Source organism: Halomonas sp. GFAJ-1 (assembly GCF_000236625.2).
Lineage (GTDB): Bacteria > Pseudomonadota > Gammaproteobacteria > Pseudomonadales > Halomonadaceae > Vreelandella.
The window spans coordinates 1-16,784 of record NZ_AHBC01000051.1; the positions used below are offsets into that span (position 1 = coordinate 1).

The following is a 16,784-nucleotide window of genomic DNA, read 5'->3' on the forward strand; positions in this document are numbered from 1 at the left end:
CCTAGCCGCTCAGCGACCTCGGCCACGCGATGGCCGCGCTCTACCACCTGCTTGACGGCTTCGATTTTGAATTCTTCAGTGTAGCGGGGATAGCTCATGGTTCCTCCTAGATACCTTTAGTATAAGGCCTGGAGGTGTCTACGAAACCTGGGGCGATTCATTAGTCAATTTATTTTGGGCGCTGGCTACTGGAGAAGTGATCAGCATCGCTGTGGGTGCAACGGCACGATACGGAAGAAAATACTGAGGCACTGGTGGCAAATATGAAAAGGGATTGAAAAACTCAAACACCTAAAGCAAATTAAAATTAGGAAAATGTCTATTGATCACTATTGGCGATATCAAAAGAAGATCGAGCTGTGACTCATCGCTCAGGCGGTGAAGCAGCATTTGCAGGACTGCCTTAAAGCCGAGCGGAGGATAAGTGAGCATATCGACGTGGCAAATACCAAAGCGTTATATGGAATAGAGATAGCGGTGGCGCTTGAGGAAACGATGGTGGGTATTCTAGGCAACTAATAACCAAAAGCCTGTCAAATGGCTGGCTTTAAACTGGCATTCTTTTAGACGTTAACGCTATAGAGTTTTGAAACGAAAAACTTTTGTAGCTAAATTTTGGTTGAATACCTCAGCCTTCTTAGCAGAGCTGTAGCAACCACCACTCTTTTCTCACCCCACATCCAGGGCATTGTGTGTTTACCACATTTAATAAAGGCTGAGGTTGTTGAAAAGAGGTGGGCAAGACCACTCCTATTTAAATAAAAACAAAAACTTACAACCCACAGGCGGTGGAAATTCAAGTAAGTGGCTTTTATGGTTTTTGGCCGATGGCTTGGGCGTGGGCTGTCAATAACCTGTGGATAAAAAATACCATATATGCTTGAATTGATTTTGATGTGGCCTATATATAGTATGCGTTTCAAGGGCTAATTAGCCCTTAAAGCGAAAAAGGGCCAGAGTCATAGACTCTAGCCCCCTCACATGGCATTAGGCGTTGCCGCGCCTTCAACCTATAGGTCATTACCTGACATGAAAATTAACACACTCTGTGTATTCTTCAACTCAAAATTGAAAAATCTTAGCTCCCCGGTTTGCGGCGAAGAAAGCTCAAACACTGGGAGGGAACTATGAAACATATCGAAATAGTGCTGTATCTCTTTGATTTATCATTAAGACTAATCGATCTTGCGCTTACGCTATGGCCTTACTTGCCGATTTTCCTATAAGGTAAATTTTATTCAAGTAAACCAGCCCGCCTCGGCGGGCTTTTTTACGCCTGCTCACACCCCACCGTGTAAACCGCCACACTCACACCCAAGTACCGCTAACACTGGGTCGCCATAACTGCACAGGTGCAACAACGATACGCTCACTTACTCCAGTATCTCTCTCGATACTGACTTGACGTATAACCTCCACACCTGAATGCGAACTTTGTGCTGCCTACCCTTTCTTGCGTACAATTGCCCGCCAACGCGCCCACCACGTCTGATAGGCCACCATGCTAGGCCATGGTGCTGCTGTTCATTTAGCGAATAGCCGCGATCAGAGGGCAATAGATTTGTGTACTTATACCGCATACCAAGTATGCAAGTGATTGATATGAAAAAAGAAAGCCCTGCCAACGCCGCCCGCCTGTTTTCTGTGGCCCCGATGATGGATTGGACAACCCGCGATTACAGAGCATTCGCACGCACCTTAACCAAGCGGGCGCTGCTGTATACCGAGATGGTGACGACCGGTGCGATTTTGCATGGCTCGCCCCGTGAGCGCTTTTTGGGGTTTAGCGAGGTTGAGCACCCTATTGCCTTACAGCTGGGCGGTAGCGATGCGGGGGAGCTTGCGGAGTGCGCGGCGATTGCCGAGGCGTGGGGCTATGATGAAGTTAACCTGAACGTGGGCTGCCCAAGCGACCGCGTGCAGAACAACATGATTGGCGCCTGCTTGATGGGCCACCCTGAAAAAGTAGCGGAGGCTATACGCGCCATGCAGGCGGCGGTGTCGATCCCGGTCACGGTGAAATGCCGTATTGGGATTGATGATCAGGATGAAGATGCGGATTTGGCGCGCTTTATTAATATTGTCGCGGATGCAGGCTGTGAGGTGTTTACCGTTCACGCGCGTAAGGCGTGGCTACAGGGTTTGTCGCCTAAGCAGAACCGTGATGTGCCGCCGCTTAACTACCCCCGCGTTCATCGTCTGAAGCAACACCACCCTGAACTCCATATTGGCATTAACGGCGGTATCAAAACCCTCGATGAATGCCAGGCGCAGCTCATGCACGTGGATAGCGTGATGGTGGGCCGTGAGGCGTATCAAAACCCGTGGCTGTTAGCAGGTGTCGATGCGCAGCTGTTTGGCGAACCTGGGCCAGCAAAAACACGCCTAGAGGCGGCCATGGCGTTTCGCCCCTATATTCAGCAGCGGTTGGATGAGGGGGCCAAGTTGAATCACATCACCCGCCACCTGCTGGGGCTATTTCAGGGCTGCTCGGGCGGCAGGCGTTTTCGGCGTCATTTGTCAGAACACGCCCACAAAGAGGGCGTGGGTTTGCGTGTTTACGATGAAGCGCTCAGCTTAGTGCGTGAGCCCTCCACCGAGCCGCTAGAAGTAGAACAGCCCGCCACGTTGTAACATAGCGGGCTGTTATGAGCGGGGTAAAATCGTTAATCGCTTATCGGCTTAGCTACCCCGCACGCCTTTCTCAATGCGCTCACCGACCTCTTGATCAATATTGCGCCAGTATTCAAAAGCGCGCTCTAGCACGGGTTCGGTGACGCCGCCAGACAAGTGGCCCACCACGTTAGAAACTAACCGGTCACGCTGCTCGTCATCCATCACTTGGCGAACAAGCGCGTGGGCTTGGCTCCAATCATCGTCATCAGGGCGCAGCGTGTAGGCAGAGCGTACCAGCTGGCCATCGGTCGACCACACCGCATCCTCTGGAAAGCGCTCAGGGTCTGCCTTGGCGCCGCCTTTACTGTTGGGGGTATATACCGGGTCGGTAGAGTGCTTAATTCGCATCGCGCCACCCTGGCTGTAGCTATGTACCGGGCATTTAGGCGCGTTTACCGGGATATGCTTGTAGTTTACCCCCAAGCGAGCACGGTGTGCGTCCGCATAGGAAATCACCCGCGCCAGCAGCATTTTATCCGGCGAGAAGCCCGTGCCCGGCACCGAGTTGTTAGGCTCAAAGGCGGCTTGCTCAATCTCGCTATGAAAGTCCGTCGGGTTACGGTTCAAGGTTAACTTGCCCACTTCCATCAGCGGGTAGTCATCATGGGGCCATACTTTGGTTAAGTCGAAGGGGTTGATGCGGTAGGTCTTGGCATCTTCAAACGGCATGATCTGCATTTGCAGCGTCCAGGACGGGTAGTCACCCCGTTTGATTGCCTCGAACAAGTCACGGCGATGGTAATCGGCATCGCTGCCTGCCATTTGGTCGGCTTGCTCCTGGGTCATGCACTTAATGCCTTGATCGGTTTTGAAGTGGTATTTCACCCAAAACCGTTCACCTTCATCATTCACCCACATATAGGTGTGGCTGGAGTAGCCATTCATATGCCGCCACGTGGCGGGCACACCTCGGTCTCCCATTAGCCATGCCACTTGGTGGGCTGACTCTGGTGCCAGTGTCCAAAAATCCCACTGCATATCGTGATCCCGCAAACCGTTGTCAGCGCGGCGTTTTTGCGAGTGAATAAAGTGCTGGAACTTCATAGGGTCACGGACGAAAAACACGGGGGTATTGTTACCCACCATGTCGAAATTACCTTCGTCGGTGTAAAACTTAATCGAGAAGCCGCGTGGGTCACGCCATGTATCTGGGCTTCCGCTCTCCCCGGCCACCGTCGAAAAACGGATCAGTACATCCGTCTTAGTGCCCGGCTGAAGAAATTTTGCTTTGGTGTACTTACTGACATCTTGGGTAACTTCAAAATGGCCAAAGGCGCCACTACCTTTTGCGTGGGGCTGGCGGTCGGGAATCATCTCTCGGTTAAACGCCGCCATTTGCTCCATGAGATAGTGGTCATGCATGACAATGGGGCCATCGGCACCCACAGAAAGGGAGTGTTCGTCGCTGGAAACCGGGATGCCCGCTTCGTTAGTTGTATACTTACTGCTCGTCATTACTCTTCCTCCATGTCGCGTTCGACGTGGCACGGCCTGTACCACTGGAAAGCACCGCCCATTGCAGCGTTGTTAACGTAAGCTTAAACGGTACCCACATAGGTATAGCTAATAAGCCGGTATCGCGCCATCCGTGGCATGGGTTCGACGGTGTATAAAAGTGTTAATACATCGCATCAGGCGGCGGTGTAAGGCTAGATTGAAAGCTTTCAATCGCGGTTTCTGCCTCCTCAATCTCATCAAAACGAGCGATGTGATAAAGCGCTTCACCTTCGTTGGCCAGCGGCAGTCGGCTCATGCCAATCACAATGCCGTCAGCCATAGAGAGCACCTCATCCTCATCATTACCGAAAGGGTCCGCGACCTTGCCCAGCACTTCGCCTTTGGCCACCCGCGCGCCTAGGCGCACTTTAGGGCGCAATATGCCGTCGATAGGTGCCCGTGCCCAACTGGATCCATTAGCCAGTTCAGCAGGTGCCGAGGAGCGCTGCCGCTGAGCGCCGGCTAGCATGTCCAACCGGCGCATTACCCGTAAAACGCCCCGCACACCTGGCGTAATGGCCCACTCATCAAAGCGCAGCGCCTCACCCGCTTCGTAAGTGAGTACCGGTATCCCGCGGTTCTGCGCGTAATGCCGAAGGCTCCCTTCCCGCAGCTCCGCATTGAGAATTACCGGCGCACCAAACGCATCTGCCATGCGCTCTGTTTCGCTACCCGCACTTAGCTGGGCGCGAATTTGCGGTAAATTTGTGCGGTGAATCGCCCCGGTGTGCAGGTCGATAATATGCGTTGCTTGGTCGACTATCTGCTCACGAAATAGCGCCGCAATGCGGCCGCCGAGCGAGCCTTTTTCGCTGCCCGGAAAGCAGCGATTTAAATCGCGCCGGTCAGGCAGGTAGCGGGTTTGTTGTAAAAAACCGAAGACATTAACGACCGGCACCGCGATCAGCGTACCCCGCAGGCTATTAATTGCTTTTGAGCGCAGTAATCGCCGCACGATCTCGACACCATTAATTTCATCGCCGTGAATGCCACCGCACACCAGCATCACCGGCCCCGCCTTGCGGCCATGTACCACTTCAAGCGGAATATGCAGCGGCGTATGGGTATATAAACGTGCAACTGGCATATCAATTTGTAAGCGCTGGCCGGGCTGAATGGTATGTCCAGCTAATTCTATGGGGGCTCGTGCCATGCTGTTCTTCCTATAACGGGCGTAGAGTGGGTACTCTACGAGTAACGACATACGTTTTAAAACGGTGCTTTAACACTCGGCTCATACACGCATCTTATACGCTCACTCATTATAAAGAACGATTTTGCTCACTCATGCTGAGGCGCTCACCCACCAACCATACAGTTTTGAATGTAAAACCACCCGTTTTCAGATAAAATGCGCGCGTCCGCATCGATAGTGAGGTTACGTTTTCATGGCCAGAAAGACCAAAGCAGAAGCCGCAGCTACTCGCGAAGCGCTGCTGGATGCTGCTGAAGAAGTGTTTTTCGCGAAAGGCGTAGCTCGCACATCACTAGAGCAGATTGCCCGCCATGCTGGCCTTACCCGTGGAGCAGTTTACTGGCATTTCAAAGATAAGGCGGACCTCTTTAAAGCGTTAGTTGAGCGTGTCCGCATGCCTTTTCAGTCATTGATGGACGAAGTGGATATATCCGACGCTGATATTTCGCCGTTAGAATCAATTCGCCGAGCCTGCCACACCGGTATGGCTAGGCTTGAGCAGCCTTCATATCAAAGGATATTGTCTATCTTGATGCATCGCTGCGAATTCTTCAGTGACATTAATCCTTTAGAAATGCAGGATAAAATTGCTAAGGAATGTTTTGATGAGATGCTAGCGGTATTTAAGCTTGCACAACATCAGCAACTACTGCGTGATGGCCTTAGCCCAGAGGTTGCAACACAGATGATGCAGTCTATGTTGGGTGGCCTATTCCATGACTGGCTTCGCAATCCCAGTGTTTATTCCATTGATGAGCGCAGCGGCAAAATGATAGATACATTCATTTTCCTAGTTAAACGTTAACACAAGGCTTTTGCTGCAATGCAGCACTACTCCTATACTGGTGAGACCCACAGCTTAGGAGTGCTTTATGGATGCACTGGAATTTATACGCGTTCGAGAACTCGATATCGCCGTACGCATTTGGAACCCCAATGCCCCGCGCACGTTAATTGCTTGGCATGGTCTTGCCCGCCACGGCGGTGACTTTTCCGCACTCGCCCAGCAACTAGGCGGCGAGTGGCGCATCATCGCACCGGACACGCCCGGTCGAGGACTTTCCAGTTGGTCCCTGTTCCCCGCCCATGACTATCTCTATAGCCACTATATAACCGTTGCACTTGGCGTTTTAGACCACTTTAAATTGCAACAGGTAGACTGGTTAGGCACCTCTATGGGCGGGCTACTAGGCATGCTAATGGCTGCCGACCCACAGCACAGTAACCGCATAAAGCGGCTGATCCTAAACGACGTGGGTCCTGAGCTTAACCCGCAGGGTTTGATTTCACTCTCTAGCTATTTTGGCGTTGCTCACCGCTTCAATAATTTTGCCGACTTACACGCAGAGTTAAAGCAGCATTACGCAAGCTTTGGGCTTACCCATGAACAGGAGTGGCGCGAGTTAGCGCTCAATAGTGCACGGCGCTTACCCGACGGCAGTTGGACCTACCATTTTGACCCGCGCATCGGGGAACAATTTGTCCACGACACCCCTCGGGACATGTGGAAGGAGTGGGCAAATATTCGCTGCCCGGTGATGGTCATTCGCGGCGCCGAATCTACTTTATTAGATGCCGAAACGCTGCCACGTATGGCCAAGGCACAGCCATCGCTGCAAACGTTAACCGTGGCTAATTGCGGCCACGCCCCCATGCTTAACCAGCCGGAGCAGGCCGCCCCCATCCTTCAGTTTCTCGACACCGCTATCCCCACTTACACCGCCCCCGCAGAGGTGGCCACTACCCAGCCACTGATCCTTTGGCTAAGCAAACAGTGGCGGCGGTTATTTAACCGCTAGGCAGTGATGGCTAGGCGGAATAGCCGTTCGACCGCTGCTGCTGTTTATGGTGCAGCCGCAGCTTGCTTAACCAAACGCGCGTCTCTAGATACTGCTGTTCCAGCACGCTGCGATACGCGCCCTCTTCGGCTAGGTATTTCACCAATACCCGGCGTTCACCCAATCGGGGAGTATCACCAGCTTTGCAGTGCAGCTTGATAAAACTATTCGGCTCATCATCGAGCAGTGAGGTAGCGCACCCATCCTGCTGAGGCTCTGTCACAACAACGGTAGCCCCCAATAAGCAGCGCCGTTTAAACGGTTGGTAGCGATGTAGCCCACGCTGAAGGGCATGGCATATGGCCGCCGCAATGGGCGAGGCAACGGCTAGCGACCCCCATAGCACAAGCACACCTACAGGCACTCTTAACATACCCAGCGGTAGCCAACGCAGCACCAATAACTCAACAGCCAGTGAGATAGCCCCCGCCAGGAGCACTAGAATGCTTAGCGCAAGCGTGGCAGGCACACCGGCAAAGCCCAGTGAAACAAGCGTACTGGCCGTATGGTCGTCACGCAGGCTATCTCGTTCGAATAGCTCAAGAGGCGCTACCCTGACTAGCACCAGTAGCCAATACAGCACAATCAGGGCCAGTAGGAACGTGAAAACAGCGGTCGGAAATTGCACAGCGGCAGAAATCAAGGTTTGCATAGCGTGACCTCCTCCAGACCAACAGGCTAGTAATATTTTCGCTTGGTTTTATCTTTATTAGTACAAGCTGAAAATGATGGTCTCTATTAGCGTAGTCCACATTACGCTTCTGCGTAGCGCATAGCCTTGACGCGTATCAGCCAGGCATAAAAAAGCGGGCATCACGTTGTCCGTGATGCCCGCTTAGTACCCCCCTGTTACGCTAGTGCTGGTCGTGCTCTAGTGCGGGGGAACTGGCCGTTTGATTAGGGTGTCGTTTGCGGTAGAGCCAGTCAGATACCGTCGCAATCATCGCGTAGAAGCTAGGAATGAACAGGCTACCCAGCACTGCCACCGAGGCCATCCCCATCGCCACGGTTGTGCCGATATGGTGGCTACTCACGTCGCTAGCACCTGAGGCTAATGCCAAGGGCAACGTACCAAAGATAAACGCCAGTGATGTCATGACAATCGGCCGAAAGCGCAATTCAGCAGCCGTAATAGCGGCTTCACGGATCGTCTTACCCTGCTCTTTACGCTGCAGTTCGGCAAACTCGACAATCAAAATAGCGTTCTTGGCCGCCAACCCCACGACCACCAGCATACCGATCTGCACGTAGACACTGGTATCCAAGCCTCGCAGCACAATCCCCCCAATACCGCCTAAGAAAGCAAACGGGGTGGCGGTCAGTACCGCTAAAGGCAGCGACCAGCTTTCGTACTGAGCCGCTAGAATCAAGAAGACCATTAAGATACCAAACACAATCGCTAGGGTTGCGGTATTACCCAAGTTTGCTTCCTGATAGGCCGTGCCCGTCCAACCCATACCCCAATTAGGGCCAAGGGTGTCTAACACCAAGGCTTCCATAGCCTCAATGGCCTGTGCCGAGCTATACCCTTCGGCAGGGCCACCTTGGAACTGTGCACCCGTATAAACGCCGAACCGGGAAACCACAGAAGGGCCCACCTGGCGTTCAAGAGTAACAAACTCGGAAAGCGGGATACGTTCGCCATTACCGCCCCGTACAAACACGCTATTAATATCTTCAGGAGTCTTACGGAACTCATCTTCGTTCTGTAGATAGACCTGGAAGTTACGGTTTTGGTAGCTAAAGAAGTTAACAAAGCCGTTGCCAAAGGTATTTGAGAGCGCTGAGGAAATGTTCTCTAACGCTACGCCATAGCTGAGCGCCTTCTGCTGATCAATTTCAGCCCGGAAGGAGGGCACATTGACGTTGAACGTTGAGAATACTCGGTTCAACGCCGGATGCTGATTCGCGGCCCCCATAATTTGCAGCGAGGCTTCATACAACTCTCGCGGCGAAGCGCCATCAAACGATTGCAAAAAGCCGGTAAAACCACCGGTGGTTGAAAGCCCCATAATCGGCGGTACGTTAAACGCCATCGCAGAGCCACCATCGATACTGGCGCCTAACTGCATAATGCGGCCTACCAACTCATCAGCGGTTAAATCGCGCTCCGCCCAGGGATGCATATTAATAAACATAATGCCGCGTGCTGTATTCACCGCACTGGAGAGAATGTCATACCCCGCTACCGCTGAGGAGTACTCCACGCCGGGGATATCTTCAATGGCCGCGCTCAGCTTGGCCATATAGTTTTGGGTACGGTCAAGCGACGCTGCATCCGGTAGCGACACGCTTACCAGCACAATACCCTGGTCGGTTTCGGGCACCAGCGTAGAGGGCGTATTAGCATATAGCCAATAGGAACCCACGCTAGTAGCCACTGTGAGGGCCAGCGCCAGCACCCAGAAGCGCACCAACTTTTTCACACCCCACATATACACGGCTGTGATGCCTGCAAACAGGCGATCGAACAGGCGTAGCGGTGTGGTGATCGCGCGCCTAAATGCAGTCTGTTTGGTTTTATGCAGGTTGTGCTTAATGAAAATGGCGGAAAGCGCTGGCGTGAAGGTCAAGGCCATTAATGCCGAGAGCGCCACCGATATCGTCACGGTAATCGCAAACTGCTGATAAATTTGCCCGGTAAAACCACCCATGAAAGCTACCGGCACAAAGACGGCAGCCATAATCAGGGAGGTGGCAATGACGGGGCCGCCTACTTCTTTCATGGCACGAATAGTGGCATCGCGAACGCTAATGTCTTCCTCTTCGCTAAGCACCCGCTCAACGTTCTCTACCACAAGAATGGCATCATCCACCACTATCCCGATCGACAGCACTAACGCAAATAGCGTCAGTAAGTTGATCGAGAAATCAAACAGGTAGAAGCCCGCAAAGGTACCAATAACCGATACCGGCACCACCGACATAGCGATAACGGTAAAGCGCCAGTTCTGTAGAAAAATAAACAGGATGACAATAACGATCAGAAAAGCTTCGATAAAGGTTTTGAGTACCGTTTCCACCGATGCATCGATGAACAGCGTTGTATCGTAGGGTGTCACATACTCAAGCCCCGGCGGAAAGCGAACCGCCAGCTCTTCCATCGTGTCGCGCACCGCTTCAGCCGTTGAAAGGGCATTAGCCCCCGGCTGCTGGTTGATGATGATAGGTGTCATCGTCGCACCATTTAAGCGCGCGTTTACCCCGTAAAACGAAGCCCCTAGCTCAATACGCGCAACGTCTTCCAAGCGCAATGAAGAGCCATCTGGATTGGTGCGCAGATAAATGTTACGAAAATCATCTGTATCTGATAAACGCCCACCAGCAGTAATCGTATAAGTATAAGCACGCGGTTCACTTTGTGGCGTTGCCGCTAAGTTACCCGCAGGGATTTCGGTGTTTTGCGCCCGTATGGCGGTTGCTACTTCGCTGGGGGTTAAGTCGTACTGGGCCAGCTTATCTGGGTCCATCCAAATACGCATGGCGAACTCGCCGCCGCCCAACACCTCAGCGTTACCCACACCGGGTACTTGGCGCAGTTCGTCAAGAATATTAAGGGTGGCGTAGTTCTGCATGTAAACATTGTTGTAATCACCGTTCGGCGAGGTCAGCGCCACCAGCATCAGAATCGAATCAGAGCGCAATTCAACCCTTACCCCCTGGGACTGCACGGCTTCGGGCAGCTGTGAGAGCGCGCCCTGCACCCGGTTGTTCACGTTGATGGTGTTGATATCACCATCGGTACCGATATTAAACGCCACGCTCAAGCTCATAATGCCGTTGTCGGCGCTGTTAGAGGTCATGTAGAGCATGTCCTCAACGCCGTTAATGGCCTCAGCAAGGGGCGCTGCCACTGTTTGCGCCACCGTTTCAGCATCCGCCCCAGGGAACTGGGCTTGCACTGAGACCGTAGGCGGCACAACGCTGGGATACTGCTCAATGGGCAGTATTCGCATCGCCAGGGAGCCTACCAGCGTCAGGATAATCGCCAGCACCGTGGCGAAAATCGGACGACTGATAAAGAAGTTGGAAAAATTCATTATTGCGCGCCCTCTTCCCCTTCGTCTGCTGGCATATCCCCAGCACCTTCGGCCATCTCTTCAGCTGCTTCAGCCTGTGCTTGCTGCTCCTCAGCTTCGACTTCTTCAGCGCGCTCAACCAACTCTCCCGCGTTGTCTTCAAAACGCTTAGGTTCAATCTTCCGGCCCGGCTCCACCCCGGCGGTATCACCAACAATGACGCGCTCACCCTCTTCAAGGCCATCTACAATTATCTGCCAAGGGCCTGCTACGTCGCCGAGCTGAACGGTACGCTCACGGGCTTTGCTCTCTTCATCCAGCACAAACACACGCGGCCCCATCAGCCCCTGGGTCACGGCAATTTCCGGCACAGCAATCACGTTAAAGCGCTTTAGACCTTCAAGGCGTACTCGCACAAACTGCCCAGGCAGAACGGCACCGTCAGGGTTAGCAAAGCTAGCCGAGGCCTGAACCGTACTGGTGCCACCATCTACCCGTGAGCCAAGGTAGTTCAATTGCCCTTCAAGCTCAGAACCACTGCCACCGCTTAGCCCAGGCACTGTCAGGCGGGCGGTGATATCAGAAGCCTCACTCTCCTCTCCAAGCTGTCGGCGTAGTTCAAATGCATCTCGCTGGGGCAGTTGGAAACGCACTTCAAGGGGGTCTAGCGGCGTGATGGTGGCAAGCTCTGTTCCGGGGTTCACTAGGTTGCCGACGTTGATTTGGCTTAAGCTGATCATTCCCGATACCGGGGCGGTGACGTTGGCATAGCCTAAATCAAGATTGGCGCTGGTGAGTGCGGCTTCCGCTTGAGCAACCCGCGCCTGGGCAACCCGTTGATCCGCTAAGGCTTGATCATACTGCTGGCGGCTCACTGAGTTTTGGCTCAATAGCTGTTCAAAACGCTGGGCATCGCGCTGGGCGCGGGCTAGCTCAGCGCGGGCGCTCTGTAGGTCAGCATCGCGCTGATTAACCGTAGCCTGATAAAGGTCCGGCTCGATGGTATAGAGCCGATCGCCCTGCTCGACTAACTGCCCAGGCTCAAAATGGCGCTCTTCCAGAAAGCCGCTTACCCGCGCGACGAGCGTTACTTCACTATCGCTACGCAGCAGTGACGGGTAAGACTTATTCAGCGGTATATCCTGCCGAGCTACTTCGGCGACTTCCACCGCATGAGCAGGCGCTTCCTGCTGCGCCTGCTGCTGTTGCGGCTGCTCTTGCCCGCAGGCTGCCAGCGCCAGTGCAGCTATCAGCGTCACTAGACTCGCTCTACCTGAGTGAATCATTTTCTTCATACGTCGAATTCCCATTCATCTTTTTTTGAACATTGACGGATAGCAACACAGCGCTCATTCAATCTGGCGCTAAGTAGATACTTCTAATACTAAGTGGGTATCACAAGCGTGGTAATCATTGCGGGCATTGCTGTCGCTAGGCGTCGGGCGTGGGCGGAGCGCCAATATCCAGCGCACCCTGGTAAGCGTCACCGCTTTCAGGAAGGGTAAAACTCACGGGATCACCGGTCAGCCAGGCATTTACCTCTTCAATCGCGGCAACATCTAGCAACCCTGCCTGCTGTCGTAGAGAAAGGAGGTTCACCACGTAGTCGTAGCGGGCCTCTGCAAAGTTGGCGATGGCGTTATAGAGATTTTGTTCGGCGTTTAACACGTCGACGATGTTACGCGTGCCGACTTCGTAGCCCGCCCGGGTGGCTTCTAATGCGCTGCGGGTAGAAACAATCGCCTGCTGGCGTGCCTCCACCGTCTCGACGTTATTGCTGACTTGGGTATACAGCGAGCGTACCTGCTGAATCGTAGCGCGGCGCTGAGACTCAAAGTCGTACTGGCTGCGCTCAAGCTGGAAGGTGCCCTGGCGAATACTGGCGCTCGTGCTGCCGCCCGTATAAATAGGCAAGTTAGCCGAGACCCCCAATTGGCTGGATGAGTCATGACCACTGGCAAGGTCGCTATCACTTTCAGCATACCGATAGTTCGCAAACGCCTGAACGCTGGGAAGACGGCCTGCCCGAGCAATCTCTACGCCAACTCTAGAAAGCTCGATACCTGCCCGCTGGGCCAATACTTGCGGATTACGCTCAATAGCTTGCTCCACCCAGTAATCGCGGCTGCTTGGGGAGGGCAAGACCACGGGCATATCACCTAACGCATCGATATTGGCATAGCGGCGTCCAGTGAGCTGTTCAAGCACTTCAAATGCCACCTGCAGATTACTCTCAGCGGCAATACGGTCGGCCCGGGACTGGTCAAAACTTGCCCGCGCTTCTTCCACTTCAGTAATTGCAATCAGCCCTACCTCAAACTGCTCGCTGGCCTGCTCTAACTGGCGGCCAATCGCACGTTCCTGCGCCAAGCGCGCCTCTAAAACCTCATGAGCACGCAGAATGTCAAAGTAGGCACCCGCCACATCAATCAACAATTGTTGCTCGGTGGCCGCCAACAAGTACACCTGCTGGTCGATTTGACGCTCAGCTTGGCTTACTTCATGACGGGTGACCGCATTAAACAGTGCCTGTGAAGCTTCTAGCGAAAGCGATGCCGTATTGAAGTTGTCATCGCTGACGCCTGCACCTGGGGTGGTTGGATCAGTAACAGCACCGGCTCTTGCCGAGTTTTGGCTTTCATACTGGCGGTTATGGACCACGTTACCTGAGGCATTTACCTGCGGCAGTAAACCACCGCGCACCACATCTCGTGACGCTTCCACACTGGAAAAATCAGCGCGTGCCGAAGCCAATGTCGCATTATTGTTGAGCGCATCACGCGTAATAGTCACTAGGTCTGCTGCGTGAGCAGGCAGCATCAAGGAAGACGTAAGCACTGCTAACAGCAGGGGACGAAAAGGGGCATTGACTGCCCAGTGTGCCAGTCGCATGGGGTTGCCTCTAGGTGTCAGCGTAGGATGGCGCAACACGTATGCCATTCAGAAGGAGTGGCATTATAGTTACATTCATGTATGTATGCCAGACTTGTACTTCGTCCAATTGTATGGACAAACAACTTGTCAAGCCTGCACTCCCTTACCTTAGCCCAAAGCATCTTGAGCAGGCACCCTTTTAGGTTTCGGCTAACGAAATCTACCAACGTCTTGGCCGCTAAGCGCCTATCATTGATACTGCTTTTGGGCACGTTGATTCAAACAACTAAGAGGCGTATGGGTATGTACAAGCTTGCGTTTTTTGTTCCCGTTGAAAATGCCGAAAATGTGAAAGAAGCCGTGTTTGAAACCGGCGCAGGCCGGATAGGCGATTATGAAGCCTGCTGCTTTCAAACCCGGGGCACTGGGCAGTTCCGCCCGCTGAAAGGCGCAAACCCGCATATGGGGCAGGTAGGGGCGCTTGAAACCGTGGAAGAGTATAAAATCGAGCTGGTGTGCGAGGATGAGCTGATTAAAGCGGCCATTACTGCACTAAAGCTCGCTCATCCTTATGAAGAAGTGGCCTATGACGTTTGGCAACTTGCCGATTTTTAAAGCGCTTAGGCGCTGCCGAAATAGCGCTCGCGGTCTTCAGGCATAATCGTACTACTATGCAGCGGATAGTCGGCGCGTTGACGGGCTACACCGGCTGTATGGTCAGCCGCGTTTTTACGATCTGCCACGCTTTTGCGATCTGCCACGCTTTTGCGATCTGCCACGCTTTTGCGATCTGCATAGTAGTGCTGCAATGTACGCTCTATGGTGGGAAATGCCAGCGCGTCCCACGGGATTTCATGCTCTTCAAATAGGGCTACTTCCAAGCTCTCCGGGCCTGCACTGAAGCCCCCTAGCAAGTCGGCGAGAAAAATCATATACACTTGATTGATATGCGGCAGGTCGATGAGCGTGTATAGCTCGCCTAGGTCAACCTCAGCGAAGGCTTCTTCCCAGGTTTCCCGCATAGCGGCCTGCTGGGTGGTTTCAGCGTTCTCCATGTAGCCAGCCGGTAATGTCCAGTACCCTTTGCGCGGGGCTATCGCTCGTTTACACAGCAGCACTTTTGAGCCACTGATGGGCAGCGTACCCGCCACAATGCGCGGATTTTGGTAGTGGATGGTGCCGCAAGCATCGCATAGGTAACGAGAGCGGTCGTCTCCTTCGGGAACAGCAAAACGGACTTTTTCTCCACACTGACTACAAAAGTTCATCGCGTTTTCTCTGGGCTGTGGGAATAGGCGTCAACATGCTTGACGTTGATCACCGCGGCTGGGTAAAAGGGAACAAAGCAAATGGAACCCCTATGTTAGAGACTCTACGCAAACAGCTGCAACAGCACACGCCTCAACGGTTAGACCACGTTAAGCTACCAGAGGCGGCTGTATTACTGCCTATTGTTGAGCGTCCAGCCCCAACGCTACTCTTTACCCGCCGGGCAAGCCACCTAAACACCCACAGCGGCCAAGTGGCATTTCCGGGTGGCAAACGCGAAGCGGGCGATACCGACCTTTACGCCACTGCCCTACGGGAGGCCATGGAAGAGATTGCGTTAGCGCCAGGGCTGGTGCAACCCCTGGGGCGCCTATCAGACGTTATTTCGCTCCACGGCATTCGCGTGACGCCCTGGGTGGGCATTATTCCACCGGACTTGCCCTTGGTGGCTGACCCGTCCGAGCTAGACGCTATTTTTGAAGTACCGCTAAGCCACTTTCTAGATGATAAGCGTACCCATACCGACGTCATTACGGTAGATGGCATTACCCACTATGTGCCCAGCTACCATGTTGATGGTCATGTGATTTGGGGGCTTTCAGCGATGATGCTGGTGGAGCTATTGGCCGAGGGGTTTGGTATGCCCATTAACCTCCACCAGCGCCCCGTCGGCGCGTTACGACACTTTCCTGAAAGAAGAAGCCGCCCGCACACGTCAGCCCGCCACCCTGGCATGAGAAACCCAAAATGATCGCATCTGACCTGCAAACCCCGCCCGTTTTTGCACCTGCGGCACACAATGCCTTAGTCGAAGCACTGGTCGAACAAGGCTGGTACGTCGGTACTAAGGTCATTGACTCAGCGCTTTGCCAAGCCTTGTATCGCGAGCTGCTGCACATGGCCGAGCACGATGCGCTTAATGAAGCAGGCATTGGTCGTGGCCAGCACCACCACCTTCGTAAAGATGTCCGGGGCGATGCCATTCATTGGCTGGATCGTGAAAGTGAAGCTCAGCGCCTCTACCTTAACGCCATGGGAGAGCTGCAGCAGTCGCTCAATCAGGCGCTGTTTCTCGGCTTATTTGAGTATGAAGCGCACTTTGCCCACTATCCGCCTGGCGCATTTTATCAGCGCCATTTGGATAGTTTTAAGGGACGCGCTAACCGTATCATTTCTACCGTCGGCTACTTAAACCCTGACTGGCCCAGCGATGGCGGCGGTGAAATGGTCATTTATCACCCTGACGATCCCACTCAAGAGGTGGCGCGCGTGGTACCTGAGGCGGGTACCTTCGCCTGCTTTTTATCCGAATCTATACCCCATGAAGTGCTGCCCACCCAGCAACCCCGTGCCAGCATCGCGGGCTGGTTCAGGCGTAACGCCTCGCTGGGTGGCGTGCTTGACCCGGCACATTAA

The 16,784-nt window shown here is 53.6% G+C and carries 14 protein-coding genes; 6 read left to right on the forward strand and 8 right to left on the reverse strand.

Annotated elements, in window-relative coordinates:
- On the reverse strand, nt 1-98 hold a 98-nt coding region (locus tag MOY_RS14120), incomplete at its 3' end, for an IS3 family transposase (RefSeq protein WP_009097852.1).
- A 1,504-nt stretch (nt 99-1,602) separates the two neighbouring features.
- On the opposite strand from MOY_RS14120, the gene dusA reads away from it, so the two are divergent.
- Entirely contained in the window at nt 1,603-2,634 is a 1,032-nt protein-coding gene (dusA, locus tag MOY_RS14125) for a tRNA dihydrouridine(20/20a) synthase DusA (RefSeq protein WP_009101002.1), read from the forward strand.
- A gap of 48 nt (nt 2,635-2,682) precedes the next feature.
- Here dusA and MOY_RS14130 read toward each other — a convergent pair whose 3' ends face one another.
- Nucleotides 2,683-4,131 (reverse strand): catalase, encoded by a 1,449-nt coding sequence (locus MOY_RS14130; protein ID WP_009101004.1) that lies wholly within the window; start codon nt 4,129-4,131, stop codon nt 2,683-2,685.
- A gap of 163 nt (nt 4,132-4,294) precedes the next feature.
- A complete protein-coding gene (locus MOY_RS14135) occupies nt 4,295-5,326 on the reverse strand; it encodes a succinylglutamate desuccinylase/aspartoacylase family protein (RefSeq protein WP_009101006.1) in 1,032 nt (343 codons plus the stop codon).
- 235 nt (nt 5,327-5,561) lie between these two features.
- Between MOY_RS14135 and MOY_RS14140 the strand changes: the two genes are divergently transcribed.
- Both MOY_RS14140 and MOY_RS14145 read left to right on the forward strand, forming a co-directional pair.
- Entirely contained in the window at nt 5,562-6,173 is a 612-nt protein-coding gene (locus MOY_RS14140) for a TetR family transcriptional regulator (RefSeq protein WP_009101008.1), read from the forward strand.
- Between the two features lie 67 nt (nt 6,174-6,240).
- Complete coding sequence (locus MOY_RS14145) at nt 6,241-7,167, forward strand: alpha/beta fold hydrolase (RefSeq protein ID WP_009101009.1); 927 nt, start codon at nt 6,241-6,243, stop codon at nt 7,165-7,167.
- Nucleotides 7,168-7,177: 10 nt separating this feature from the next.
- Here the strand turns inward: MOY_RS14145 and MOY_RS14150 are convergent, their stop codons facing one another.
- The 4 genes from MOY_RS14150 to MOY_RS14165 all read right to left on the reverse strand — a co-directional run bounded on the left by MOY_RS14150 (nt 7,178) and on the right by MOY_RS14165 (nt 14,117).
- Entirely contained in the window at nt 7,178-7,858 is a 681-nt protein-coding gene (locus MOY_RS14150; RefSeq protein ID WP_009101011.1) for a hypothetical protein, read from the reverse strand.
- A 202-nt stretch (nt 7,859-8,060) separates the two neighbouring features.
- Nucleotides 8,061-11,246 (reverse strand): efflux RND transporter permease subunit, encoded by a 3,186-nt coding sequence (locus tag MOY_RS14155; protein ID WP_009101012.1) that lies wholly within the window; start codon nt 11,244-11,246, stop codon nt 8,061-8,063.
- Entirely contained in the window at nt 11,246-12,520 is a 1,275-nt protein-coding gene (locus tag MOY_RS14160) for an efflux RND transporter periplasmic adaptor subunit (RefSeq protein WP_035540807.1), read from the reverse strand. Before MOY_RS14160 ends, MOY_RS14155 begins: the two co-directional genes overlap by 1 nt.
- A gap of 136 nt (nt 12,521-12,656) precedes the next feature.
- Complete coding sequence (locus MOY_RS14165; RefSeq protein WP_009101015.1) at nt 12,657-14,117, reverse strand: TolC family outer membrane protein; 1,461 nt, start codon at nt 14,115-14,117, stop codon at nt 12,657-12,659.
- Nucleotides 14,118-14,402: 285 nt separating this feature from the next.
- Here MOY_RS14165 and MOY_RS14170 point away from each other — a divergent pair, with 285 nt between their 5' ends.
- Entirely contained in the window at nt 14,403-14,714 is a 312-nt protein-coding gene (locus MOY_RS14170; protein ID WP_009101017.1) for an NIF3 1, read from the forward strand.
- Between the two features lie 5 nt (nt 14,715-14,719).
- On the opposite strand, the gene MOY_RS14175 is transcribed toward MOY_RS14170, so the two are convergent.
- The gene (locus tag MOY_RS14175; RefSeq protein ID WP_009101019.1) at nt 14,720-15,367 is read right to left on the reverse strand and encodes an NUDIX hydrolase; all 648 of its coding nucleotides are present in this window, start codon (nt 15,365-15,367) and stop codon (nt 14,720-14,722) included.
- 92 nt (nt 15,368-15,459) lie between these two features.
- Here MOY_RS14175 and MOY_RS14180 point away from each other — a divergent pair, with 92 nt between their 5' ends.
- The gene (locus MOY_RS14180; RefSeq protein ID WP_193391966.1) at nt 15,460-16,119 is read left to right on the forward strand and encodes a CoA pyrophosphatase; all 660 of its coding nucleotides are present in this window, start codon (nt 15,460-15,462) and stop codon (nt 16,117-16,119) included.
- A complete protein-coding gene (locus MOY_RS14185) occupies nt 16,116-16,784 on the forward strand; it encodes a 2OG-Fe(II) oxygenase (RefSeq protein ID WP_009101023.1) in 669 nt (222 codons plus the stop codon). Before MOY_RS14180 ends, MOY_RS14185 begins: the two co-directional genes overlap by 4 nt.